Source organism: Bradyrhizobium sp. BR 1433 (genome assembly GCF_051547665.1).
GTDB classification, from domain to species: domain Bacteria; phylum Pseudomonadota; class Alphaproteobacteria; order Rhizobiales; family Xanthobacteraceae; genus Bradyrhizobium; species Bradyrhizobium australafricanum.
Map to the genome: position 1 here is coordinate 864,550 of NZ_JBPUGG010000001.1, position 24,968 is coordinate 889,517.

A 24,968-nucleotide genomic window follows, 5' to 3' on the forward strand; every position below is an offset into this window, starting at 1 on the left:
GGAGGCGCGGCAATCAGCCGGCGACGACGGTGCCGTGTCCGGTACCGCGCAGAATCGCACCGATCGAACCGGGCTCCGCGATAGAGAACACGATGATAGGCAGCGACGTCTCGCGGGCAAGTGCGAAAGCGGTCGCGTCCATGACCTTGTAGCCGCCCTCGATCGCCTGCGAATGGGTTAGGCGGTCGAAGCGCTTGGCTTTGGGGTCCTTCTTCGGATCGGCGCTGTAGACGCCGTCGACATTGGTGGCCTTCAGCACCGCCTGCGCACCGATTTCGGCCGCGCGGAGCACGGCGGTGGTGTCGGTCGTGAAGAACGGGTTGCCGGTTCCACCGCCGAGCAGGACGATGCGTCCCTCGGCGAGATATTTGTGCGTTGCACTACGGGTGAACAGCTCGGAAATCTCCGGCATCACGAATGCCGACAAGGTCCGCGCCGGGGTTCCCTTGCGCTCGATCGCCGCCTCCAGCGCGAGGCAGTTCATCATGGTGGCAAGCATGCCCATGGTGTCGCCGGTCGGCCGGGAGACGCCGCGCGAGGACACCTCGACGCCACGGACGATGTTGCCGCCGCCGATCACGACGGCGACCTCGATACCGAGCTTGCGGGCCGCGATCAGGTCGTCGGCGATGCGATCGACCGTCGGTTGATCGATACCGAACCCGTGAGAGCCGGCCAGATATTCGCCGGACAGCTTGATCACCACGCGACGATAGATCGGCTCAGCCATGATGCGATCGCTTTCTTATCCCGCGCAGGCAGGCCTCCGGCGCAGAACGCCGGACGCCCTGGTGTCAGCGGTTACTTCTTGCCGCTGGCGGCCGCGACTTCGGCGGCGAAGTCACTTTCCTGCTTCTCGATTCCCTCACCGAGAGCATAGTTCACAAAGCCAGCGATTTTGATCGGCCCGCCGACCTTACCCTCAGCTTCCTTCACCGCCTGGGCAACCGACTTGCCGCTGTCGTGGATGAAGGCCTGATCGAGCAGGCAGACCTCCTTGTAGTAGGTCTTCAGGCCGGAATCGACGATCTTCTCGATGACGTTCTCCGGCTTGCCCTGCTGGCGGTACTTGTCGGCCAGCACGTCCTTCTCGCGCTTGACGGTCTCCGGATCGAGCCCGGCCGGGTCGAGCGCCAGCGGCTTCGCCGCCGCGACGTGCATGGCGAGCTGGCGGCCGAGCACCGCGAGCTCGTCGGTCTTGCCGGCGGACTCCAGCGCAACGATCACGCCGATCTTGCCGGCGCCCTCGACGACCGCGTTGTGGACATAGCTCGACACCACGCCCTTGCTCACCTCGAGCGAGGCGGCGCGGCGCAGCGTCATGTTCTCGCCGATGGTCGCGATCGCGTCGGAGATCGCGGTCTCGACGGTGACGTCGCCGACCTTGGCCGCCTTGATCTTCTCGACGTCAGCGCCGTTGTGCAGCGCGACCTGGGCGATCATCTTGACCAGGCCCTGGAACTGCTCATTGCGCGCAACGAAGTCGGTCTCCGAGTTGACCTCGACCAGCACGCCCTTGGTGCCGGAAGTCAGCGCGCCGATCAGGCCCTCGGCCGCGACGCGGCCGGCCTTCTTGGCGGCCTTGGAGAGGCCCTTCTTGCGCAGCCAATCCTGCGCTTCCTGCATGTCGCCGTTGTTCTCGGTCAGCGCCGCCTTGCAATCCATCATGCCCGCGCCAGTCGACTCGCGGAGCTCCTTGACCATCGCTGCTGTGATCGTTGCCATCGTTCAATGTCCTTCTTGCCTGTACAGAAACCGCGGCGCCCGATGGCGCCGCTATCTGCGACAGGGAGATCGTTGTTCGTGGAATAGAAGCGGCGGCCGGGCGAGACCCGGCCACGCCGCGTAGCCTTTATTCCGCTTCGGCGAGCGTCTTGGCCTGGGCGACCCAGGCGTCGGCACGGCTCGGCAGACCGACTTCTTCGCCGATCTTGTGCGCGGTGTCGTGGTCGAGCTCGGCGAGCTGCCAGTAGTGGAAGATGCCGAGGTCGTTGAGCTTCTTCTCGATCGCACCGGACACGCCGGTGAGCTTCTTGAGGTTGTCGGCGGTGCCGCGCGGGCCGGCGAGGCCCTGGAAGCCGGACGGCGCAGCCGCCGGAAGGTCTTCCTGCACGGGCGTCGCCGACGCGCCGATGTCGATTCCGGAATCGCCCTGAGCGCGCGAGATGCCGTCGATGGCGGCGCGCGCCACGAGATCGCAATACAGCGAGATCGCGCGGCCGGCGTCGTCATTGCCCGGCACCACATAGGTGATGCCCTTCGGGTCCGAATTGGTGTCGACGATCGCCGCGACCGGGATGTTGAGCCGCTGGGCTTCCTGGATCGCGATGTCTTCCTTGTTGGTGTCGATCACGAAGATCATGTCGGGAAGACCGCCCATGTCCTTGATGCCGCCGAGCGAACGGTCGAGCTTGTCGCGCTCGCGCTGCAGCGTCAGCCGCTCCTTCTTGGTGTAGGAGTTGGCTTCGCCCGACGACAGCACGTCGTCGAGATGACGCAGGCGCTTGATCGAGGCCGAGATCGTCTTCCAGTTGGTCAGCGTGCCGCCGAGCCAGCGCGAGTTGACGAAGTACTGCGCCGAACGCTTGGCAGCGTCGGCAACGCCGTCCTGGGCCGAGCGCTTGGTGCCGACGAACAGGATGCGGCCGCCCTTGGCGACGGTATCGCTGACCGCCTGCAGGGCACGGTGCAGCATCGGCACGGTCTGCGCGAGGTCGATGATGTGGATGTTGTTGCGGGCGCCGAAGATGTAATCCTGCATCTTCGGATTCAGCGGTGGGCCTGGTGGCCAAAGTGAACGCCAGCTTCAAGCAACTGACGCATAGAAAAATCGGGTAGCGACATAGCGATAATTCTCCGGTTGGTTCCTCCGGAAACGTGTGAGCAAACGCGCCTGAATGGCCCGGTTGCCACCGGACGGCCTTGAGAGCCATGTTTCCGTGTGAGATGGCGCGCTATATAGCGCGATTTGCGCGAGAAGCAAGGAAATACGGCCGGTTACACCGGCCGGTCGGGCCCAAATCGTGCCGAAACGGCCCTGTTTGGCGGCCTAGGGGCTATCGCAGGAGCGCGCGGACCAAAATATCGAAAAACAACCCCATGCAAAGGAGCTGGGCGGCGACCGGCGCGGTCACGCACGATTCAAATTTTGTCTTTTGACCTTGAGGCAGGCAAATATCCGCCCACGTCGTTGCCGCCGTGCGCCGCGATGAACATGGCAACGGCCGACCGGCAATCAGGATTCGATTTCGTTGTCGTCCTCTGCTCTCGCCTGATCGAAGCGTGCGATCATCAGGAGATCGGATCCTTTGAAAAGCGCAGCAAACAAGCGGGCCGACCGAAGAGGATCGGGCACGTTCAGAGCCGCCTTAGCATGCAACTGACGCAACAGGGCCTCGATTTCGGCGATGAGCATGGGCGGGGCCGGCTTCGAAATGGAGCTTGCTTAACGAGTTTAGACTCGTCTTGTCGGCCGTGACCATGGCTTCGAGACTGCGGACGCTCGATCTAACAGCGTGCGAAGCAGTGATGATCCCACCGCCATGAGCTGATCTTCGACCGAACCGTCGACGCCTTCAAGAAGGGCCTGTGGTGCAAACAACTGATGGCAGCCGGCCGCCATGGCCGCGCCGAACAGCGCCTCCTTGTTCTCGAAGTGCCTGTAGATGCTGAGCTTGGATATCTTCGCTCGCTGGGCGACCTTGTCCAATGTCGTCGCTTGAAAACCCAATTCCACAAAGAGTTCGCGCGCGACGTCGACGATCGTTTGGCCAAGCGCCTCGTTGGCGGGCCGGCCGCGCCGGCCCTGGCTGTTGTCGGTCACGATAATTCCAGTACTTGACAGTATCCTAATTGTTGCATTACGATACCACACAGTATCTGAAATGTGCAAGCCAATGCGCAAGAGCCCATCACCATGGATGACGTCATCATCATCGGCGGCAGCTTTGCCGGTCTCGCCGGCGCCCTGCAGCTCGGCCGTGCCCGCCGCAAGGTCACCGTTCTCGATACCGGTCTGCCGCGCAACCGCTTCGCCGGCCACTCGCATGGCCTGCTCGGCCACGATCACAAGCCGCCGCTGGATATCCTGGCCGAGGCGCGACAGCAGTTGGCGCGTTATCCCACGATCAAGCTGGTCAGTGCCCGGGCCGAAGGTATCTCCGGCGCCATCGACGATTTCAACGTCCTCACTTCCGATGGCGAAAGCTCTGGGGCGCGTCGCCTGATCCTGAGCCATGGCGTCGCCGACCAGATGCCTGATATTCCGGGCTTTGCCGAAGGCTGGGGCACCTCCATCGTGCCCTGTCCGTATTGCGACGGCTTTGAAGTCGCCGGCCAGCATTGGGGCCTCGTCTGGTCCGGCCCGCAGTCGCACAATCAGGTCAGGTTGTTCCACGATTGGACCGACAGGTTGACGCTCTTCGCCAATGGTCACGACATTCCGCCCGATATCCGGGCCGATCTGGCGCGCCGCAAGACACCTGTCGTCGATGGCCGGATCATCGAGATCGCCCATCACGGGGGCCATAACGCCACCGTCAAGCTCGAATACGGGCCCGAATGTCGCGGTCGACATCCTGTTCGCACATCCGCGCAACAAGCCGTCCGCAAGCCTGCATGAATCGCTGGGCCTTGCTACGGTGGCTACGCCCCTCGGCATCATCCTCAAAGTCGACGAGCGCCGCGAAACCAGCATGCCCGGTATCTACGCTGCCGGCGACCTCGCCAACCCCATCACGCCGCCATCGGTCACCCTGGCATCATCGCACGGCGCGATGGCGGGAATCTTCGCCCAGCAGTCGATGGCGGTTTGAGAGCACAGATGCAGGATGAGCATGGCCGTCGAACCGGACAGCGCGGGTGTGCGCTTCCCTCCGCCCTTCGTCTATCTGGGAGCGCTGCTGTTGGGGCTGGCGGCGGAACGGTTCGTCACCTTGCGCTCTTTCGGCATAGACTGGCGGTTGCTGGTCGCGACGGGCGCGCTGCTGTTCGTTGCCGGCGCGGCGATGATGCTTGCGGCGGCGGGGCTGTTCCGGCGGCTGGGCACCAACGTTCCGCCGTCGCAGCCAACGACCCTCATCGCAACGACCGGCCCTTATCGGTGGACCCGCAATCCCATGTATCTCGGCATGGCGCTTATCTATACCGGCCTTGCAATCGGCTTCGACGGGCCGATCGCCTTCGCCTTGCTCCCGTTGGTGCTGATCGCGATCCAGACGCAGGTGATCGGCCGCGAGGAGCGCTATCTCGAAGCGAAGTTCGGCGACGACTACCGCCGCTACAAGGCCGAGGTTCGCCGCTGGCTTTGACTATAGCGCCGCTGCCGTCTGCGTGGCCGCCCGTCAGCCAGCTTTCCCAACAGATCGCCGTCGTTACCCGGAGCAGCTTTCAGTATCTGGAAAATATCCATCCGTCTTGCAGAGCCGGCGGCGATCCACCAACACGGAGCATCAATGGTCTACAGTCTAATTGTCAAAAGAGATCCGCAGGAGCTTCGATCATGTCAACAACCAGCGTTGGGATGATGCTGCAAGAGGCCTCACACCAAACGCGTATCACTGGGTTGCCGGAAATCATGCGTTGGGGGGTGAGCGACATGGAAAGCAATCGGTGAAGCAGTGGTTCGAGCGCATGGGCCGTGTTTTCCCGAAGCTTCACATAGATATCGAGCAGGTCGAGGTGACGGGTTGGCCATGGAATACGACAGTGTTCGTCAACTGGCGGGCCAACGCGAGGCTACTTGACGGCCAAAGCTCTTATGTGAACAGGGGCGTCCACGTCTTCAAGTTGCGATGGGGCAAGGTTTATTCGATTGAGGAATACTTCGACTCGCAGGCTGCAGAACGAAGCCTCGCTATCCAAGCTCGCGCTGGTTTGGATGAAGCTGCGGCAGGCCCAATCGTGAGCTAACGCGGATCATTCGTGTGATGCCGCCAACAGCGCACGGCGCCTTATCACTGATGGAGGCGGGCTCGCTGGAGACGATGCGCGCTTTGGCATCGGATCGCTTAGTCAAGAACGCATCAAACGAGGATATGTCATGGCAGAGCACAATGCCGATCGGGTCGCCGACTGGAATGGCCAAAGCGGGGAGCGCTGGATCGCCCACCAGGCCCGGCTCGACGCCAGGCTGGCGGTGTTCGGCCAGGCCGCGATCGAAGCCGCCGCGCCCACGGCGGGCGAGCGCGTGCTGGACGTCGGCTGCGGCGCGGGCGCGTCGAGTCTGGCTCTGGCCGCCCGCGTCGGCGCGGGGGGCCAAGTGCTGGGCGTGGACATATCCGAACCGCTGATCGCCCGAGCGCGCGCGCTTGCGCCACAGGATACGCCGGTCCTGTTCCGCGTGGCCGACGCCAGCAGCGCCGAGCTGCCCGAGGGGGCGTTCGACATCCTGTTCTCGCGTTTCGGGGTGATGTTCTTCGACGATCCGACAGGGGCGTTCGCCCATATGCGCCGTGCGCTCAAGCCGGGCGGGCGGGTCGCGTTCGTCTGCTGGCGTGGCGCGGCCGAGAACGATTGGGTGCGCCTGCCGATGGGCGCGATCAAAGGCATCGTGCCGCCGACGGCGCTGCCCGATCCCGAAGCGCCCGGTCCATTCTCGTTCGGCGACCCTGGGCGGGTGGGCCGGATCCTGACGGCGGCCGGCTTCACCGCTATCGCTATCGCGCCCTTCGATGCTTCCGTCCCGTTTGGCGAGGGCGCGACGCGGGACGCGGCGATCGACGACGCGGTGAAGATGACGTTCGAGGTCGGCCCGCTGTCGCGCGCGCTCGCTGATCAGCCCGACGACATCCGCGCCCGCGCCTCGGCCGCGGTTCGTGCCGCCTTCGCAGGCCGCCCCGGCGAGCGGTCGGTGATAATCAACAGCGCCACGTGGATCGTCACGGCGCGCAATCCCGCAAGCTGAGGCATTAACAGGGGAAACGCCCCCGCTCGGATCGCCCTGCCCCTACAGGGTCTGCACGTCGACCACGCCCGCCACCGCCTTGATCGCGCCGGCGATCTGCGGCGAGACCTTGTAGCGGCCGGGCAGCTTCATCTCCACCTCGGTTTCGAGGTCCAGCATCATCACCAGCGAGACGTCGCCATCGGCCCCCGCCGCCGGCGGCGGCGCGGCGGCCGGTTTCACGGCCGGTACCTTTGCGGCGCCGCCCGGGGCGGGCGCGGCTTCCGGCATGTTGAGCCGGCGGGCGATCGAATCCAGCGGCTTGGTGTCGCGCACGAAGATCCGCAGGCCCTTCTGCGTCTTGGCCGCGGCGTGATCCAGCGGCTCGGCGTGCAGCACCCTCGCCCGCACGTCCTCGCCCTGCAATTCGGCGCCGAGCTGCAACAGCACGGCCGCGCCCGGCTCGAGCACGTCGCGGTATTGCGCAAGGCCCTCCGAGAACAGCACCGCCTCGAAATGGCCGGTCGGGTCCGACAGGCCCATGATGCCCATCTTGTTGCCGGTCTTGGTGCGCCGCTCCATGCGCGACACCACGGTTGCCGCGACCTTGCCCGCCGTGGCGCCGGTCTTCACCGCGCGCGAGAATCCGCCAGGATTGCACACGCAGCCGCTTCAGCGCGGTTGCGTAGTCGTCGAGCGGATGGCCTGACAGGAAGAAGCCGATCGCATCATATTCGCGGCGCAGCCGGTTGGCGGGCAGCCACGGCTCGATCTGCGGCAGCATGATGCTGGGCGCATCCGCCGCACCGCCGAACATGTCGTTCTGGCCCGAGGTTGCCGCCTCGTGGCTGCGCTGGCAGGCGGCGAGGATCGCATCGGCACCGGCGAAGACGCGCGCGCGGTTCGGCTCCAGCGTGTCGAAGGCGCCGGCCGCCGCAAGGCTCTCGATGATCCGCTTGTTGACGGCGCGCGGGCTGACGCGCGCGGCGAAATCAGCGAGCGAGGTGAAGGCGCCCTTCTTGTTGCGCTCCTCGATGATCTGCTCCACCGCCTGGATGCCGACGCCCTTCAGCGCGGCGAGCGCGTAGTAGATCGTGTTGCCGCTGACCTCGAAGGTCGGGCCGGAGCGGTTGATGTTGGGCGCCTCGACCTTGATGCCGAGCCGCTGCGCCTCGGAGCGGAATTCGGACAGCTTGTCCGTGTTGTTGAGTTCGAGCGTCATCGACGCCGCGAGGAACTCGACCGGGTAATGCGCCTTCATATAGGCGGTGTGGTACGACACCAGCGCATAGGCCGCCGCGTGGCTCTTGTTGAAGCCGTAGTCGGCGAACTTGGCGAGCAACTCGAAGATCGTCTCGGCCTGGCCCTTGCCCACGCCGTTCTTCATCGCGCCGGCGACGAAGATGTCGCGCTGCTTGTCCATCTCGGCGCGGATCTTCTTGCCCATCGCGCGGCGCAGCAGGTCGGCCTGGCCGAGCGAGTAGCCCGCCATCTGCTGCGCGATCTGCATCACCTGTTCCTGATAGATGATGACGCCGAAGGTCTCCTTCAGGATCGGCTCCAGGATCGGATGCAGATATTCCGACTCCTCGTCGCCGTGCTTGCGCGCGCAATAGGTCGGGATGTTCGCCATCGGGCCCGGGCGATACAGCGCCACCAGCGCGATGATGTCCTCGAAGCGGTCCGGCCGCATGTCGATCAGCGCGCGCCGCATGCCCTGGCTTTCCACCTGGAACACGCCGACGACATCGCCCCGCGCCAGCATCTGATAGCTTGGCGCATCGTCGATCGGCAGCGTCGCGAGATCGACATGAACGTTGCGCTGCTTGAGCAGCTTCACCGCGACGTCGAGCACGGTCAGTGTCTTCAGGCCGAGGAAGTCGAATTTCACGAGGCCCGCCGGCTCGACCCATTTCATGTTGAACTGGGTGACTGGCATGTCGGATTTCGGATCGCGGTAGAGCGGCACCAGCTCGCTCAGCGGCCGGTCGCCGATCACGATACCGGCGGCGTGGGTCGAAGCGTGGCGCGTCAGGCCTTCGAGGCGCTGCGCGATATCGAACGCACGCGCCACCACCGGATCCTCGTCGCGGAACGCCTGCAGCTTGGGCTCGCCCTCGATCGCCTGCGCCAGCGTCACGGGTGCAGCGGGATCTTGCGGCACCAGCTTGGTCAGCTTGTCGACCTGCCCATAGGGCATCTGCAGCACGCGCCCGACGTCGCGCAGCACGCCGCGCGCCTGCAGCGTACCGAAGGTGATGATCTGCGCCACCTGGTCGCGGCCGTAGCGCTCCTGCACGTACTGAATCACCTCGCCGCGGCGGTCCTGGCAGAAGTCGATGTCGAAGTCCGGCATCGAGACGCGTTCGGGATTGAGGAAGCGCTCGAACAGCAGCGCAAACCGCATCGGATCGAGGTCGGTGATGGTGAGCACCCAGGCAACCAGCGAGCCGGCGCCGGAGCCGCGGCCCGGATCGACCGGAATGCCCTGCGCCTTCGCCCATTTGATGAAGTCGGAGACGATCAGGAAGTAGCCCGCATATTTCATGCGGGTGATGACGTCGAGCTCGAAGGCAAGCCGCTTGCTGTAGTCCTCCTCGGTCATTCCCGGCGAGAGACCGTGTACCCGCAGGCGATTCGCGAGCCCCTCCTCGGCCTGGCGCTTCAGCTCGGCGGCCTCGTCGGCGGCGGCATCGGCGCTGGCGGCCGCGCCGACCGTAAAGAACGGCAGGATCGGCTTGCGGGTCTTCGGCCGGAACGAGCAGCGCTCGGCGATCTCCACCGTCGAGGCCAGCGCCTCCGGGATGTCGGCGAACAGCACCGCCATTTCCGCGCGGGTCTTGAAGCGGTGATCCGGGGTCAATTGCTCGCGGTTGGTCTCGGCGATCAGATGGCCACCGGCGATGCAGAGCAGCGCGTTATGCGATTCGTAGTCGTCATTGCTGGCGAAATACGGCTCGTTGGTCGCGACCAGCGGCAGGCCCTTGCTGTAGGCGAGATCGATCAGGCCGCCCTCGGTGCGGCGTTCCTTGTCGGCGCCGTGGCGCTGCAATTCGATGTAGAGGCGATCGCCGAACAGGCCGGCCAGGCGCTCGCAGCGGGTGGTCGCCAGCGCCGCCTGCTCGGCGCGCAGCGCCAGCGCGATCGGCCCGTCGGGGCCGCCGGTCAGCGCGATCAGGTCCTCGGCGTCGTCGGTGAGCCAATCGAACTTGATGTGCGGGGTCTGGTTGACCGGCGTCTCCAGGAACGCCCGCGAGTTCAGCCGCATCAGGCTGCGGTAGCCGCGCTCGCGCGCCGCCAGCAGCACGATCCGCGCCGGGCCCGCCGTCGCAAGGATGCTCCGCGTATTCGGATCGACGTCGCCGAAATCCACCGCCAGCTCGCAGCCGACGATCGGCTGGATGCCGTAGCCGGCCATCTTGTCGGAGAATTCCAGCGCGCCGAACATGTTGTCGGTATCGGTCAGCGCCAGCGCCGGCTGGCGGTCGGCCTTGGCGAGCTCGCCCAGCTTGGCGATCTTGATCGAGCCCTTCAGCAGCGAATAGGCGGAATGAACGTGAAGATGAACGAATCCGGCATTCGGCATGGCTGCTTACGGAATCTCTTGAGTTAGGGATGGAGCGAGCGCCAGGGCCGGAACGCGAAAGCGTCAGACCCGACTCGGCAATCCCATGGTGGGGCCTGACCCCTGCCAAGTCCACGCCGAACGCGGCGTGGCGGCAAGTCCTCCCGCTTTTCCCCAGGGGGCAGACCATGCCGCCGGCGATGCCCCCTGTCCCCGCGGGCGCATCTTCAGAATTGGGTGATCAGCTGGGCCCACACCGCGATCATCCCGACGAACAGCGTGATCGATGCCAGCGCTGCAGCTTCCTGTACGAAAATCTTCAACATGGCCGCTCTCCCTGAACTGGAACGTATGCAGAACATTGTTCCTTTTTTGTTCTAGGAGTCAAGCAACGCCGGCGACCCGGTTCGAGAAGTGACCTCCGTGGTTAATTCCCGGCCGGCCGGCGTCTCGGCGCCATCAATGATCCGATGACGAGCGTGTCTTGAGGCTCCGGGGAGCTAGCCACCACAACAGCCCCCCGCCTGCTTGGGCGGGCACGGGACCGTTCCGTATGAGCAAAACACGCAGCAATCTCCTGCTTTCGGTTTCAGGTGAGTGCCGCAGCCCATGCAATCATAGAAGAACTGGCAGGCGTCGGTCGGCATCGTCTCGATGGAGACATGGCCGCAGGATGGGCACGTCAGTTGGGAGGTCAGCTGCAGGTCCGTCATGCCGGGAATATGCGGCGATGACCGTTCGGTCGGAAGGCCTCGTCCAATCAAATCCGACCCGAATCCCGAAGGGGACGGGCAAAGCCCGTCCCCTGCTCCTGGCCGACGGGCCGGCGCCGCCAGGCCAACAAAAACCCCGGGCCGAAGCCCGGGGTTTTCGATGCCGCTTGAATTAAGCGAGCGATCAGTACTTCGCGATGACCGGGCCACCGAACTTGTAGTTCAGACGGCCGAGGACCATGTCGGTGTCGCCACCGGTGTGGAAGCCGGTCACGGCAACACCAGCCGGGGTCACGAAGGTCGCGCCATGGGTGTCTTCGAAGATGTGGTTGTACTCGACGCCGAGCGACCAGCCCTGCGAGAAGGCGAATTCGAGGCCAACACCGACCGTCGGGCTCCAACGGGTGTCGAAGCCGGTCTCGGACGCCAGATTGCCGGCCGCGTTGAGGAACTGGAAGTTGCGATCGGTGACCGCAGCACCGCCCTTGGCGTACAGCAGGACGTTATTCCAGGCGTAGCCGATCTGACCGGTGAACAGGCCGAACGCATCAGTCTTCGAGCGAACGATGCCGCCCGGGACGACCAGGTTGCCGGTGCTGCCGGAGAAGTCAGCCCAGTTGCCCTGAGCTTCCAGACCGAACACCCAGCCGCCGGCCTGCCAGCGGTAGCCGATCTGGCCACCGACGGTGCCGCCGTTGGCGTCGAAGCTTCCGACGCCGCCGAAGCCGTCGACCGAACGGTTGTCGTGGCTCTGGCCCCAACCACCGTTGATACCAATGTAGAAGCCAGTCCAATCATAAACAGCGGCAACCATGGGCGGCGGAGCCTTGGTGTAAGGGCGAGCCGCGAGGTCAGCCGCGGAGGCAGCAGTCGCGCTGAGCGCGAGCATGCTGGCGGTGACAAGCAAAATCTTTTTCATTTTCCCGTTCCAACTTTTTCTACAGGCCCCCAAGGCCGCGAGACACCGTCATAGCAGCCCCCGGCGGAATTGCTGTAACTTCGCGGCAACAGGCAGGGCCAAACGACTTCCCTCAAATTTGAAGTTAATACTGTATTACGGGCGCTTCCTGGAACTTTTGCCACATAGTCGCCGCACAAACTTCACAATTCGGATCTGCGTGCATAGCTGAGCGCAAGATCGTTGACCGGAACCGGCTTGTCCGATTTGGATCGTCGCCAAGGTCGCATCTTCGCAGCAAAAGGAATGCACATGCGGACGATGATTCTTGCTGCTGCGGCGTCTGTGGCCGCATTCGCAACGCTGGGGACTGCGCCCGCGCATGCCGTCGGCGTGCGTTACCCGTTCTGCATTCAAGGCGACCGCTATCCCGGCCTGAGCAACTGCTCCTATCCATCGTATGAGGCGTGCCTGGCCACCGCTTCGGGCATCGGGCAGAACTGCATCGCCAACCCCTATTATGCCGGCGACAACGACCCGCGCTCGTATCTTCACGTGTCCCCGCGGGACCCCCGTGAGGGCAATTTCTTCGACCTGTTCATCCACTGATACGCTCGGTCCGGCAACCCCGGCGCGGGAATGTGAGTTGATCCGGCGCTGCGCACAGGTGCCTATTCGCGCGCGCTCGGCATCAGCATTGCCGGCGCCGACGAGGAGATTTCTGATGCGCAGTCTGATTCTGGCACTCTTGCCGACACTCCTGGCCTTGGCAGCCGCGCCGGCCAGCGCCCAGAAATACGATTCGACCTCGCCGGTCTGCAAAACCAACTACCGATGGGGCGGTGAGGATACCGACTGCGGCTACACGTCGATCGCGCAGTGCCAGGCTTCGGCGTCCGGCCTCGCGGCGATCTGCATCAACAACCCCTATTATGCCGGGCCGCCGATCTACAGGCAGCCGAGAGCATCCGGCAGACGGCCTCGCCCCGCTTATTGAGAGCCAGAAGCATTTCGTTCCGATCGAAGCGACACGGAAAAGGCTCCGGATTCTCTCGTCTTAGCGCGGCTTCTTCACGCGCATCGCTAGCCAGTTCACGCGACGGCGCACTATTCGAGCTCGACAACCTGTCCGTTCGACAGCGACACCCGGCGATCCATTCGCGCGGCGAGATCCAGATTGTGAGTCGCGATCAGCATCGCGACCCGGGTCGCCTTCACGAGTTGCATCAGCGCGTTGAAGACGTGGTCGGCCGTGCCGGGATCGAGATTGCCGGTCGGCTCGTCCGCGAACAGTACCCGGGGCGCGTTGGCAACCGCGCGCGCGATCGCGACACGCTGCTGCTCGCCGCCCGAGAGCTCGGCTGGGCGATGGGTGATGCGATCGCCGAGCCCGAGATAGGAGAGAATCTCGGTCGACCGTTTCACGGTTTCGGAGCGTTTGAGGCCGCGAATCATCTGCGGCAGCATGACGTTCTCGAGCGCCGAGAACTCCGGCAGCAACCGGTGCGATTGATAGACGAAGCCGATATCGGAACGGCGAATCTGGGTGCGGTCGACGTCGGACATCTGCGAGGTCGGCGTGCCCGCGACATAGACTTCGCCGTCATCGGGGGTCTCCAGCAGGCCCGCGATGTGCAGCAATGTCGACTTGCCGGATCCCGACGGCGCCACCAGCGCCACCGATTGACCGGGCCACAGCGCGAGATTGGCGCCGTTCAGGACGGTCAGCGTCGCTTCGCCCTGCCGGTATTCCCGCTTGATGTCATGAAGATAGACGACCGGTGTGTCTTCCGCCCCCTCCGCCATGTGCGCTCCTTATTCGTACCGGAGCGCGTCGACCGGATCGAGGCGCGCGGCGCGCCACGACGGGTAGAGCGTCGCAAGGAAGGACAGCGTCAGCGCCATGATCACGACGGCGAGCGTCTCGCCAAAATCGATTTCAGCAGGCAGCTTCGACAGGAAATACAGCGTGGGATCGAACAATTCCGTGTTGGTGAGCCACGACAGGAATTGCCTGATGGTTTCGATGTTGAAGCAGATCAGCAAGCCGACCAGCAGACCGACCAGCGTGCCGACGACGCCGATCGATGCGCCGGTGATCAGGAATATCCGCATGATCGAGCCCTGCGAGGCGCCCATGGTCCGCAGGATCGCGATGTCCTGGCCCTTGTCCTTCACCAGCATGATCAGTCCCGAGACGATGTTGAGCGCCGCGACCAGCACGATCATGGTCAGGATCAGGAACATCACGTTGCGTTCGACCTGAAGCGCGTTGAAGAAGGTCGAATTGCGCTGCCGCCAGTCGACCAGGAACACCGGCCGGCCGGCCGCCTCGGTCACCAACTTGCGATAGGTTTCGATCTTGTCCGGATTGGTGGTGAACACCTCGATCGAGGACACGTCGTTGTTGCGGTTGAAATAGGCCTGCGCCTCGGTCAGCGGCATGAACACGAAGGTCGAATCATATTCCGACATGCCGATCTCGAACACCGCAGTGATCTTGTAGGGCTTGATGCGCGGCGTGGTGCCCATCGGCGTCACCGCGCCCTTCGGCGAGACCAGCGTGATCATGTCGCCGGCATGCAGCGAAAGCTGGTCGGCGAGGCGGCGACCGATCGCGACGCCCTGCCCCTCATCAAAGCCCTCGAGCGAGCCTTGTTTGATGTTCTTGGCGATCGAGGTGAGGTTGTTGAGATCGTCGGCGCGGATGCCGCGGATGAAGACGCCGGCGGCGTTGAACGGCGATGAGCCGAGCCCCTGCCCGTCGACCACCGGCGCGGCGAGGCGGATGCCCTGCACCTGGCTGATGCGGTCGGCGACATCCTTCCAGTCGGTCAGCGGCGATTCCAGCGGCTGCACCAGAATATGTCCGTTGAGGCCGAGGATCTTGTCCAGCAACTCCTTGCGGAAGCCGTTCATGACCGCCATCACCACGATCAGCGTGGCGACGCCGAGCATGATGCCGAGGAACGAAAAGCCGGCGATGACCGAAATGAAGCCTTCCTTGCGGCGCGCGCGCAGATAGCGTCCGGACAGCAGCCATTCGAATGGCGCAAAGGGCGGGGTACGGACTGGCTCGCTCATGGTCTCATCCATCTGTCGATAATCCCATGATTCGGGCCAAATGTGGCCGGATTACCCCGCCGATCAGCGCGGCGTGAATAAACTTTAACCCGCGAGCTTCGCGACCACGTCGGCGGGGCTCATGTTGTCTCGTGAGCCGTCGCTGCGACGCTTCACTTCGACCTTGCCGTCCGCAAGCCCCTTGGGTCCGACCAGAATCTGCCACGGGATGCCGATCAGATCGGCCGCGGCGAACTTGGCGCCGGCACGCTGGTCGGTGTCGTCGTAGAGCACGTCGACGCCCTTCGCCGACAGCTCGCGATAAAGCTGCTCGCAGGCGCCATCGACCGCGGCATCGCCCTGCTTGAGATTGAGGATCGCGGCGCGGAACGGCGCGACGGCCTCGGGCCATTTGATGCCGGCGTCATCGTGACACGCTTCGATGATCGCGCCGACCAGACGCGACACGCCGACGCCGTAGGAGCCGCCATGGATCGGCACGTCGACGCCGTCGGGACCGGCCACCATCGCCTTCATGGTCTCGGAATATTTGGTGCCGAAATAGAAGATCTGGCCGACCTCGATGCCGCGCGTGTTCAGCCGCTTTGCCTCAGGCACTTCCTGTTCGAAGCGCGCAGCCTCGTGGACATCCTCGGTCGCGGCGTAGACCGAAGTCCACTGCTTGATGATCGGCGTCAGATCACCGTCATAATCGACGTCCGCGCCCGGCACCGGCAGGTCCAGCACATCGCGGTTGATGTAGACGCCGGACTCGCCGGTCTCCGCGAGCACGATGAATTCGTGGCTGAGGTCGCCGCCGATCGGACCGGTCTCGGCCCGCATCGGGATCGCCTTGAGGCCCATCCGCGCAAAGGTGCGCAAATAGGCCACGAACATCTTGTTGTAGGAGCGCCGCGCGCCGGCCTCGTCGAGGTCGAACGAATAGGCGTCCTTCATCAGGAACTCGCGGCCGCGCATCACGCCGAAGCGCGGACGCTGCTCGTCGCGGAATTTCCACTGGATGTGGTAGAGGTTGAGCGGCAGGTTCTTGTAGGACTTGATGTAGGAGCGGAAAATCTCCGTGATCATTTCCTCGTTGGTCGGCCCGTACAACAGCTCGCGCTTGTGACGATCGAGGATGCGCAGCATCTCCGGGCCATAGGCGTCGTAGCGGCCGCTTTCGCGCCAGAGATCGGCGAGCTGCAGCGTCGGCATCAAGAGCTCGAGCGCGCCGGCGCGGTCCTGTTCCTCGCGGACGATCTGCTCGATCTTCTTCAGCACCCGGAAGCCGAGCGGCAGCCAGGCATAGATGCCGGCAGCCTCCTGCCGCATCATGCCCGCGCGCAGCATCAGCCGATGCGAGACGATCTCCGCCTCTTTCGGGTTTTCTTTCAGGATGGGCAGGAAAAACCGCGACAATCGCATGGCGTTACTCGGGAATCAGGAAAGCGTGGGAAGAGCTGCAGTGAAACCGGATCGGCTGTGAAAACACAAGGCCGCCAAATAAGAAAAACCCTTCAAATCAGGCGATTTTCGGCCATTTGAACGAATTGCGCGCCGTCGAAGTGCCGAGCGCGCCGACCGCGGCTTTACCTGACCTCGAAATCGTCTTCCAGCGTCACTTTCTTGAAATCGGTCACCAACGCGTCGATCTGCATGTGCCAGCGGCCCGGGACCGGCAGCGGCACCTTGCGCACGTGCCAATAGCCGTCGGCGCCGCGCGCAGCGGCGCGTTCCATCGGCTCGATGCCGCGCTCGGGCAGGCTCAGCGTCAGCGTCGCTTCCTTGGCCGCGAACGGGCTGGCATCGCCGTTCATCAGCTGCAGCACGAAGTCGTTCGGCCCGACCTTGCCCGGAGCGATCAGCACCTGGAACATCGCGGCATCGGTGTGAATGTGGACCGCGAGCGGAACATCGGCCGACATCGCCAGCACGCGCGGCGGCGGCGTGAAACGCCAGAGTGCAACGAGGCCGAGAATGGCGATCATCAGCACGAATTCGAGCGCGATCGAGCGCTGCAGCGGCCGTGTCCGATGAGACTTCGCGCGCGATGGCCGGCGTGAACACCAACCGGTTCAGCGCAGCGAGCCCGAGCAGCAGCACCACCAGCACCAGTTTCGCAACCAGGATGTTGCCGTACCCGGTGTCGATCAGCGCTTGAAAACTGTCGAGCTGGACGACGGCGAGCGCCAGGCCCGACAAGGCGATCGACACGACGACCGGTACCGCGAGCGTCGAAAAATGCCGCAGCACCCGCAACAGCGAATCCTTGCGCTGCCAGGCAAGCACCGCCAGCGGCGCCAGCGCGCCCATCCAGAACGCCACGCCAATGCCGTGGATGAACAGCGCGGTCCGCGTCAGCCATTGCGGCGAGGCGGTGGCGGCATGGCCGCTGACCGCAAACGACAGCCCGACACAGATCATTGCGATCGCAGTGCGGGTAAAGGCTGCACCGAACGACGGGCTGCGCCAGGCGATCGCCGCGATCAGCATCGCGGCAATCGCGAGCAGCAGCGCGGGGAACAGGCTGGTGCTGGTGGCGCTGGCCCACGCCGCCCACGTCACGATGCCCGACAGCGGCAGGTTCAAGAGGTCGAACGCCCTGCAGTCCAAGCGACGCGATCGCGCCGACAAGGCCGATCTTCAGCGACCACATGATCAGCCGTGCGCCGGCCGGGCCCTGCCCGATCCAGGCGGCAAAGAACACGCCGCCGACGCCGACAAACAAGCCCAGATAGAGCCCGAGCCGCGCCAGCCAGATCAGTGCATGGAGCGCGCCGTCGGCCGACGGCGCCGCCGAGCCGGTGACGACGCCGATCGAAAACAGCAGCGAGCCGGCGACCGGATGGCCGTCCTGCGACACCACGCGATAGCTGACCACCTGCGTGCCCTTCGGCAGGCCCGCCGGCAGTGTCACCATCACCGACTGGTCGACGGCGCGGATCGCGACGTCGCGCGGCTTGCCCGCAGCGTCGAGCAGGCTGACCGCCGTCGGCGCCACCGCTTCGTTGAAGCGGAGCACCAACGTCTTGGGTGCTTCAGCCACCACACTGCCGTCGGCCGGTTCGGCGCCGATCAGGACGGCATGCGCATGGGCTGAGGTCGCAAGACACAGCGCCACGAGCAGCGCTGCGAGGTTTGCGACCAACCGCATCACTTACGACTTCGGCAGCAGATTGACGCCGGGCGCCGGTGTCTTGCTGCCATGGTCGTGCCCGCCCTGCCCGTCGGCTGGGGTATCGATCCAGCGGCTGACGCCCTGCTCGCACTCCTGCACGACCGGAAAGTACAACGTGGTGTTGGGCTTCAAGGTATCGGTGAGAAACGTCTGCATCACGAACTCGTCGTAGTTCTGGTCCGCAAGCTTGCCACCGCTCCAGGCGACTTCCTTGACGCCCTCGGAAAGCTTGGCGCCGTGATAGTCGTATTGGGCGGCGTATTTGCCGGTGACCGCATCGAGAGTCCAGCCCGCCTTCGGCATCGGCTTCACTCCGATCACGCCCTCCGGAATCTGCACCCGGATCTTGATCGTCGCCGAGCCCGCGCAGCCATGCGGCACGGCGAACACCGCCTTGTAATACGATCCGACCGCCGCCTGCTTTCCTTCGAGCGTGATATGCGCGATCGCCGGCTGCGCTGCGAGCAGCGCCGCCGTGGCAATAAGGAGCGTCTGTAATCGCATGGCTCCCTCACATCTTCTTCATGTCCATGTGACCTGAATGGTCGCCATGACCGGAATGACCGCCGCCCGGCCCCTGCGCGCCGACGGCCTGCACGTCCAGCGAGATCGAGACCTTGCCGGCCTTTTCGAACTCGAGCGTGACCGGCACCTTGTCGCCCTGCTTCAGCGGATTCTTCAGGTCGAACATCATCAGGTGATAGCCGCCCGGCGCGAGCTTCACGGTCTTGCCGGGCTCGATGGTGAGGCCTTTGTCGAGCGCACGCATCTTCATCACGCCATTGTCCATCGACATCTCGTGGACTTCGATCTTGCCGGCAACATCGCCGGAACCTGACACCAGCCGGTCGGGCGTCGTCCCCTTGTTCTCGATCGTCAGGTAGCCGCCGCCGATCTTGGCGCCGTTCGGCGTTGCGCGCGTCCAGGCCTGCGTGATCACGAGGTCGCCGGCCTTGACGTCCTCGGCGCGCGCGGACGTCGAGACGAGTGCAGCGGTCAGCGCTGCGAGGGCAAGGATGCGGGAGAGCGTCTTCATGGCGACGGATTTCCTTTCAAGTTGAAATCGAGGTGTCATCGGCTTGCTGCCGACTGGGCGCTGGACCATTTGTTCAGATCGGCGATTTCGGCCGATCCTTCGATCGTCGTGATCGTTCCATCCCGGGCAATCAGCATGGTTCGCGGGATATCGCCTTGCCAGGCCGGATCGATCTCAAATCTCAACCGCTCGGCAAAGCCGTCGTTGAAGATCCAGTTTTCGGCCGCGCCGAGGCCGGCGCGATCCAGCATAGATCGCGTCGCCTCCGGAAGGTTGGGAACCAGATCCGCGCTGATCGTGACGACATCGATTCCGGGATGATCCTTCATGAACTGGCCAAGCTCCGGCAGCTCGACCTTGCATGGTCCGCAGGTCACTCCCCAGAAGTGCACCAGGGTCGGATGGCCGGCATGCGCATGCAGCAGCTTTTGCCAGCTGCCGCGTTCAAACGGCTTTGGCGCGCCCTCTCCCGCCGCCAGTGCAGTCGGCAGCGTCGCGAGCAGGATCAGCGCAGCCAGCAGATGACGCTTCATGGTTCGCCCTCGATCGCTTGAAAATGATAGCCGTCGGCCTTCGTCATCCACGACAGATAGGTCTGCCGGCTGTCCGAGACGAGCAGCGGATGGTCGGAACTGTCGGCGGTGTCCGCGATCACCATCGGCTTCGACCATGTCGCTCCATCGTCATGCGACGTCATGAGGTCGATTGTCGTCTTCTGCCCGTCGAATTCCTTCCAGGCCATCACGAGCCCCTGCGGCCCCGCGATAATCTGCGGCCGGGATGGGCTGCGGTTCGGCTGACCGACCGGAAGCGGATCGGAGAAGGTTTTGCCGCCGTCGCGCGAGCGCGCATAGAACAATCCCTTGCGCGCCTTGCCGTTGGTGTACCACGTCACATGGTAGGTTCCTTCGGGCGATATGGTCAGGCTCGGACCGTGATGCGGACAGGCCGCGATCTGCCAGTCGTCGCGGCTCACCCGATGTATCTCGCCGGGCGAGGCCAGGTCGGAGAACGTCACGACCGCATGGTCGCGCACGCCGCCTTCGAAGATGTTCCGGAACACGACCACAGGATGGCCCGCACCATCGAACGCCAGCGCGAGGCGGCAGCACTCGCAGGTGTTGTCGGCGACGAGCCGCGCGTCGGAATAGGTTGCTCCGCCATCTCCCGATGATGCGAAAAACAATCCGGCACCGTCATATTTCTGGCCGCGCTGCTGCGCCGGCACGCGGTTGCGCTTGTCGAGCCACGCGGCAAACATCGCCCCCGCAGGATCGAAGCCGATCGCCTCGAACCGTTGGCTCTCATTGTTCGTGGTGATCGGCTTCGGCGCATCGAAGCTGCGCCCGCCATCGGTCGATCGCGTGGTCAGCACCTGACCGTTGAAATTCTGATCGCGGAAGATCGAGAAGGCCACAGCGATGTTGCCCTTGGCATCGATCGCAAGCTTCGGCCGCGCATCCGGTCCCCAATCGAGACTGAGCCGCTCCCGTGTGACCTGCACCGGTGTGGAAAAGCTCTTGCCCTGGTCTTTTGAGCTCGCGACGGAGATCTGGCCGCCGGCCATCCACACCAGCCACAATGTCCCATCCCGCCCAAAGGCGGGCGTGACCTTGGTCGCGCAGCGCAGGGCCGTCTCTTCGCAGGCCGCTTCGGAGGCGTGCTGATGGCTCATCTGTGCGACGGCAAGGCTCGGCAAGGCCGCGAGCACGAGCGATGCAAGCAGCGTCAGGGCGACCGGTTTGCGATAGGTCATCGATGCGCTCCTCATTTGAACGCAATCTTCATGCCCGCCACGACGGCGCGCGGCGATCCGGCATAGATCGAGTTGGTCGAGTTCGCCAGTACGCTCGCGGGATTTTGAATGCCTGCCGCGGTCACCGAATTTGAGATGTTGTTCGCCGACGCCACGTACGTCCGGTCGAAGACGTTCCTCACCTCGATGTAGAGGTTCAGCGCCTTGAAATAATCGGAGACGAGATCGGTCTTGTAGTGCAGATTGAGGTTGACCAGCTCATAGCCCGGCGCCTTCAAGAGGTTGGCGTTGTCCATGTAGAAGCTGTCCTTCCACTGCACTTCGACGAACCCGCCAAGTCCCTGAAACTGACCCGACAGCTGGTCGTAGCCCAACCGCGCCGTGAGCTCGTTCGGCGAAATGCCGGGAATCTTGTTGCCGGCGCGATTGAAGCTGAACACCGCGCCGTTCGTGATGTTCTCGACGTATTCCGTGTAGACCTCGTCGAGATAAGTGTAGGCCGCCGAGAACCGCCAGCCCGGCAGGAATTTCCAGTCGGCGGCCAGCTCGACGCCGCGATGCTCCGATCGCGGCGCGTTGAACGTGTAGGAGATGCCCGCAAGCGGCGTGGCCTGGGAAACGAGCTCGTCCTTGAAGAACTCGTAGAAGCCCGTGACGCTGAGCTTGAGCGCGTTGTTCGGTGTCCAGTCGGCACCGACATCGTAACCGAGATTCTTTTGCGTCCGCAGCTGGGTGTTGTTGCCCGAGGCGCCACTCGGCAGGACGAACAAATTGCCGACCTGCGGCGTGCCGTATCCGGTTGCCACTCGCCCACGGACTTGCCACTCGCTGCTCAGCCGGTACAGCAATGCGAGCTCGGGCGCGGTATCCTGGAATTGCCGGTCCGCCGTCGTGATCGCCGTGGTCGTGGTTCCCGCAGCGCCGGCGTAGCTATAGGCGGTGTTCCGCCCCGTCAGACTGGTGGTCTCCCAGCCAATGCCGGCAACGGCCGTCAGCGCAGGTGTGAGCTTCAGCTCCTCGCGTGCGCGAACGCCGTAATTTGTCGTCGTGCTGAACAAATTGCTCGACAGGCTTCCGAGCGTCGCATTTCCGCCCGGCATCACATTGCGCGTATCGCTCGAGGCGGTGAGCGTATTGTAGAAGCCGCCGAAATAGGTCGTCGAATCCAGTCCGAACACATCGCCGCGTCTGACGACATCGCTCATGTAGTTGTAGGACGGGAAGTCGCCGATCGCGCTCGTCGATCCCGTCGGCTGATTGATATTGCGGTCGTCGAACACGAACTGGTTGCGCCAGGTGGTCTGGTTGTCGAAGTCGTGCTCCCAGCGGCCGCCGACGATGGTACGGCGGTCGTCGCGCCCGAGGCCGGCCTGAACCGCGGTCTCCCTGTCGGTTCCTGCCGCCGCGTTGAAGCCGTTGTTGAACAACGTCACGGTGGCGCATCCCGGCGCGGCCGTCGCGCCGGTCGTGCAACCCTGCTGGAACGGTTTCTGGTAGAACTGGTTCAGCGAAGAGCGGATCGGCAGGCGCGTCGTCAGGTCGTTGTTGATCAGCTTCACCGTGAAGCGGTCGTCCGGCGTGACCTGCAGCGTGCCGAGGAAATTGACGGTCTGGGTGTTGAACCAGCTGTTGCCGATGTAGCCGTCGCCGCGCGCATCGCTCGCGAACAGCGAGCCCTCGAAATTGCCGACCTTCTTGCCCGCGGCGAGATAGTTGTTGAGGTAACCGAAGCTGCCGCCGTCGACGCCATACTCGACGCCGTCGATCGTGCCGCCCGGCCGGGTCCGGAAATTCAGCGCGCCGCCGGTCGCATAATTGCCGTAGAGCGCCGATGACGGCCCGCGGACCACGTCGATGGCGCCATAGGCATGCGGATCGATCAGGTCGCTGCGCGACAGGCCGTCCGGCTGGGTCACCGGGAAACCGTCGTCGAAGATGACGAGGTTGCGGATGCCGAAGCCGTTCCGCGCATTCGACCCGCGGATCGAGATGCCGAAATCACGCGGGCCGTTGCCCTGCTTGATCGAGATGCCCGGACTGTCGCGCAGCACATCGGCGACGGAGAACGCCGGTCGGTTGTCGAACTGGCTGCGGTCGATGGTCGTCTGCGTTTGGCCTGTCGGCGCCCGGTTCAAACCGTCGCGGGTCGCGGCAAGCGTCTCCCCGGCCTCGCGCCGTCCGCTGGGGCCGCCGTCACGGCTGGCGCTGTCGCCGGCTTCGGCGGCCGCCGCACGGACGCGGCACGAACGCGCGGCTTCTGCGCCGCCGGCTTGGCGCGCACCGCCGTCCGGGGCGCCTCGACGGTGACGGAGGGTAGCTCTGTGCTGGGCGCCTGGGCTTCGGCAGCGGACGGCAATGCGCAAAGCGTCGCGCCCAGCGCGAGCACGCTTGCCGCCTCCAGCGAATGATAGCGAAACATGGATGAATCCTGACACCGGCGCTTCGGCCGGCTTGCTCAAGGGCACTTGCCGGCGCGGGACGCAGCGGCAGCGACAAGGTCGTCAGGAAAACAGCGGCGGCGCGCGGGCCTGCGCCGAGAGGCCGGCGCGCGAACGATCGAGATCAGCGGCGAAATCAAGCCAGGCGATCCGGCTCGGCAGGCGTTCGACAGCCTGGGCCGCAACTTGCGGGCTATCAACCGGCGCACCGGTCTGCAGCACGCTGCACGCCGAGCAGCAGCCGTCATGGGCGTCGTGACTGGTCTGGTCACCCTGCCCGGCTCCGGAGCCGGCATCGCCGTGGCAGATGGTGGCGGCCGCGAGCGGATCGGACGCGGCAAGGCTCGCCGCCCAGCAGGCCCCGATCGGTGCAAGAATCTGCACCAGCAGGGCAACCAGGACGATGGGCAGAAAATTCTTCAGCCGCCGGCGCATCGCAAAACCATCCACGACGGAACTAACCACCATGAACGCCGGAAGTCGAGATCGCCAGTGCGTCCCGCTTCTTCCAGCCGACGGAAATAACCGAGCGTGGCACCTGCGTCACGGCAACTCCGAAATCAGTCGTATCCCCTTACCCTGCCACGTGTTTTGCATCTCCCGTCACAACCGCCGGTGGCGCCATCCCAATCATTTCGCAAATTGCTCGAAAATTGAACAATCGTTGCCGAAAATGATGACAAGCCTGGAAAGATAGTCTACCAATTCGGGCTCAGGCCAGCCGCGAGGTGTGTCCTGGTGGTCCAAGTCTCGGGAGGAGCCCGACGCGCATAAGCAGCGTCACCCCATCAATCAAGATCAAATCGAATTTTTGGGGCAAATAGGGTCGACACAATTTTTGGAGCAGGGCTTTGAGCCCTGCTCTTTTTTATGTGATGATCGCAATCCGCTATGGCTCCATCATTGAATCCGATCGAACGCAGCTTTGAACTCGCAGAAGCGGCTTGCGATGATCTGACACCGTCAGTCTATCGCCGCCTGTTTCGCGAACATCCCGAGACGCAGGCGATGTTTCGTACCGAAGGCAGCGAGCCGGTGAAAGGCTCGATGCTGCAGCTGACGATCGAAGCCATCCTCGATTTCGCGGGCGAGCGCCGCGGACATTTTCGCCTGATCGAATCGGAGGTGTTCTCGCACGACGCGCGCGCGATCAGCAAAAGTGGAGACCGGTTTTGCGTCCGATCGCGCGCTAATCTTTTGAATCGGCGCATGATCTGATCGCCGAACCGCATCACACTTCGGCGGCTCATGCGCTGGAACGCCGCGAGAACTGTTCGTCGCATTCTTCGCGGTGATCGCCGACAGCTTGCGCGAAATTCTCGGCGAGCAGTGGACTGCGGAGATCGATGCTGCGTGGCACAAGCTGCTCGGCGACATCGAAGCCATCGTGCTGCAGCAGAAACATCTCGTGGACGAGAGGCCGTAGCGTCACCGTTCC

20 protein-coding genes and 7 pseudogenes are annotated in these 24,968 nt (G+C 64.2%); 8 read left to right on the forward strand and 19 right to left on the reverse strand.

Annotated elements, in window-relative coordinates:
• Positions 1-13 precede the first annotated feature (13 nt).
• From pyrH to ACSKB9_RS04300, 4 genes and pseudogenes are all read right to left on the reverse strand, one after another.
• Complete coding sequence (gene pyrH, locus ACSKB9_RS04285; protein WP_028334006.1) at positions 14-730, reverse strand: UMP kinase; 717 nt, start codon at positions 728-730, stop codon at positions 14-16.
• A gap of 71 nt (positions 731-801) precedes the next feature.
• The gene (gene tsf, locus ACSKB9_RS04290) at positions 802-1,725 is read right to left on the reverse strand and encodes a translation elongation factor Ts (RefSeq protein WP_057016494.1); all 924 of its coding nucleotides are present in this window, start codon (positions 1,723-1,725) and stop codon (positions 802-804) included.
• Positions 1,726-1,852: 127 nt separating this feature from the next.
• Positions 1,853-2,844, reverse strand: a pseudogene (locus tag ACSKB9_RS04295) (30S ribosomal protein S2).
• Between the two features lie 297 nt (positions 2,845-3,141).
• Positions 3,142-3,823, reverse strand: a pseudogene (locus ACSKB9_RS04300) (TetR/AcrR family transcriptional regulator).
• Between the two features lie 93 nt (positions 3,824-3,916).
• Here ACSKB9_RS04300 and ACSKB9_RS04305 point away from each other — a divergent pair.
• The 4 genes and pseudogenes from ACSKB9_RS04305 to ACSKB9_RS04320 all read left to right on the forward strand — a co-directional run bounded on the left by ACSKB9_RS04305 (position 3,917) and on the right by ACSKB9_RS04320 (position 6,904).
• Positions 3,917-4,814: pseudogene (locus ACSKB9_RS04305) on the forward strand (NAD(P)/FAD-dependent oxidoreductase).
• Positions 4,815-4,835: 21 nt separating this feature from the next.
• Complete coding sequence (locus ACSKB9_RS04310; RefSeq protein ID WP_438071783.1) at positions 4,836-5,309, forward strand: methyltransferase family protein; 474 nt, start codon at positions 4,836-4,838, stop codon at positions 5,307-5,309.
• Positions 5,310-5,469: 160 nt separating this feature from the next.
• Positions 5,470-5,910 (forward strand): nuclear transport factor 2 family protein, encoded by a 441-nt coding sequence (locus ACSKB9_RS04315; protein WP_438071784.1) that lies wholly within the window; start codon positions 5,470-5,472, stop codon positions 5,908-5,910.
• 130 nt (positions 5,911-6,040) lie between these two features.
• Positions 6,041-6,904, forward strand: coding sequence for a class I SAM-dependent methyltransferase (locus ACSKB9_RS04320; RefSeq protein ID WP_438071785.1), 864 nt, complete (start codon positions 6,041-6,043; stop codon positions 6,902-6,904).
• 42 nt (positions 6,905-6,946) lie between these two features.
• Here ACSKB9_RS04320 and dnaE read toward each other — a convergent pair.
• From dnaE to ACSKB9_RS04335, 3 genes and pseudogenes are all read right to left on the reverse strand, one after another.
• A pseudogene (gene dnaE / locus ACSKB9_RS04325) lies at positions 6,947-10,469 on the reverse strand (DNA polymerase III subunit alpha).
• A 479-nt stretch (positions 10,470-10,948) separates the two neighbouring features.
• Entirely contained in the window at positions 10,949-11,161 is a 213-nt protein-coding gene (locus ACSKB9_RS04330; RefSeq protein WP_438071786.1) for a GDCCVxC domain-containing (seleno)protein, read from the reverse strand.
• 184 nt (positions 11,162-11,345) lie between these two features.
• Entirely contained in the window at positions 11,346-12,080 is a 735-nt protein-coding gene (locus tag ACSKB9_RS04335) for an outer membrane protein (RefSeq protein WP_028333998.1), read from the reverse strand.
• A 237-nt stretch (positions 12,081-12,317) separates the two neighbouring features.
• On the opposite strand from ACSKB9_RS04335, the gene ACSKB9_RS04340 reads away from it, so the two are divergent.
• Both ACSKB9_RS04340 and ACSKB9_RS04345 read left to right on the forward strand, forming a co-directional pair.
• Positions 12,318-12,668, forward strand: coding sequence for a DUF3551 domain-containing protein (locus tag ACSKB9_RS04340; protein WP_438071787.1), 351 nt, complete (start codon positions 12,318-12,320; stop codon positions 12,666-12,668).
• 115 nt (positions 12,669-12,783) lie between these two features.
• Complete coding sequence (locus ACSKB9_RS04345; protein WP_438071788.1) at positions 12,784-13,056, forward strand: DUF3551 domain-containing protein; 273 nt, start codon at positions 12,784-12,786, stop codon at positions 13,054-13,056.
• Between the two features lie 110 nt (positions 13,057-13,166).
• Here the strand turns inward: ACSKB9_RS04345 and ACSKB9_RS04350 are convergent, their stop codons facing one another.
• The 12 genes and pseudogenes from ACSKB9_RS04350 to ACSKB9_RS04405 form a co-directional block, all read right to left on the reverse strand.
• On the reverse strand, positions 13,167-13,865 hold the full coding sequence (locus ACSKB9_RS04350) for an ABC transporter ATP-binding protein (RefSeq protein ID WP_016840545.1): 699 nt from the start codon (positions 13,863-13,865) through the stop codon (positions 13,167-13,169).
• Positions 13,866-13,874: 9 nt separating this feature from the next.
• The gene (locus tag ACSKB9_RS04355; RefSeq protein WP_028339647.1) at positions 13,875-15,155 is read right to left on the reverse strand and encodes a lipoprotein-releasing ABC transporter permease subunit; all 1,281 of its coding nucleotides are present in this window, start codon (positions 15,153-15,155) and stop codon (positions 13,875-13,877) included.
• A gap of 72 nt (positions 15,156-15,227) precedes the next feature.
• Positions 15,228-16,547, reverse strand: coding sequence for a proline--tRNA ligase (proS, locus tag ACSKB9_RS04360; RefSeq protein WP_038380332.1), 1,320 nt, complete (start codon positions 16,545-16,547; stop codon positions 15,228-15,230).
• A gap of 164 nt (positions 16,548-16,711) precedes the next feature.
• A complete protein-coding gene (locus tag ACSKB9_RS04365) occupies positions 16,712-17,110 on the reverse strand; it encodes a hypothetical protein (protein WP_438071789.1) in 399 nt (132 codons plus the stop codon).
• Between the two features lie 85 nt (positions 17,111-17,195).
• Positions 17,196-17,615, reverse strand: a pseudogene (locus tag ACSKB9_RS04370) (CopD family protein); the annotation flags it as partial.
• A 382-nt stretch (positions 17,616-17,997) separates the two neighbouring features.
• Positions 17,998-18,276, reverse strand: a pseudogene (locus ACSKB9_RS04375) (copper resistance CopC family protein); the annotation flags it as partial.
• A gap of 3 nt (positions 18,277-18,279) precedes the next feature.
• A complete protein-coding gene (locus ACSKB9_RS04380; RefSeq protein ID WP_438071790.1) occupies positions 18,280-18,804 on the reverse strand; it encodes a YcnI family copper-binding membrane protein in 525 nt (174 codons plus the stop codon).
• Positions 18,805-18,811: 7 nt separating this feature from the next.
• Positions 18,812-19,336, reverse strand: coding sequence for a copper chaperone PCu(A)C (locus tag ACSKB9_RS04385; protein ID WP_438071791.1), 525 nt, complete (start codon positions 19,334-19,336; stop codon positions 18,812-18,814).
• A gap of 35 nt (positions 19,337-19,371) precedes the next feature.
• Entirely contained in the window at positions 19,372-19,869 is a 498-nt protein-coding gene (locus tag ACSKB9_RS04390; RefSeq protein WP_438071792.1) for a TlpA family protein disulfide reductase, read from the reverse strand.
• Positions 19,866-21,092 (reverse strand): sialidase family protein, encoded by a 1,227-nt coding sequence (locus tag ACSKB9_RS04395; protein WP_438071793.1) that lies wholly within the window; start codon positions 21,090-21,092, stop codon positions 19,866-19,868. The genes ACSKB9_RS04390 and ACSKB9_RS04395 overlap by 4 nt, the downstream gene beginning before the upstream one ends.
• A gap of 11 nt (positions 21,093-21,103) precedes the next feature.
• Positions 21,104-23,227 carry a TonB-dependent receptor family protein gene (locus ACSKB9_RS04400; protein WP_438071794.1) on the reverse strand — a complete coding sequence of 708 codons (2,124 nt, stop codon included), beginning with the start codon at positions 23,225-23,227 and terminating at the stop codon, positions 21,104-21,106.
• Between the two features lie 366 nt (positions 23,228-23,593).
• Positions 23,594-23,998, reverse strand: a complete 405-nt coding sequence (locus ACSKB9_RS04405; protein WP_438071795.1) for a DUF2946 domain-containing protein — start codon at positions 23,996-23,998, stop codon at positions 23,594-23,596.
• Positions 23,999-24,421: 423 nt separating this feature from the next.
• Here ACSKB9_RS04405 and ACSKB9_RS04410 point away from each other — a divergent pair.
• Together ACSKB9_RS04410 and ACSKB9_RS04415 are read left to right on the forward strand one after the other, a co-directional pair.
• Positions 24,422-24,673 (forward strand): annotated as a pseudogene (locus ACSKB9_RS04410) (globin); the annotation flags it as partial.
• Between the two features lie 148 nt (positions 24,674-24,821).
• Positions 24,822-24,956 (forward strand): hypothetical protein, encoded by a 135-nt coding sequence (locus ACSKB9_RS04415; protein ID WP_438071796.1) that lies wholly within the window; start codon positions 24,822-24,824, stop codon positions 24,954-24,956.
• Positions 24,957-24,968 lie beyond the last annotated feature (12 nt).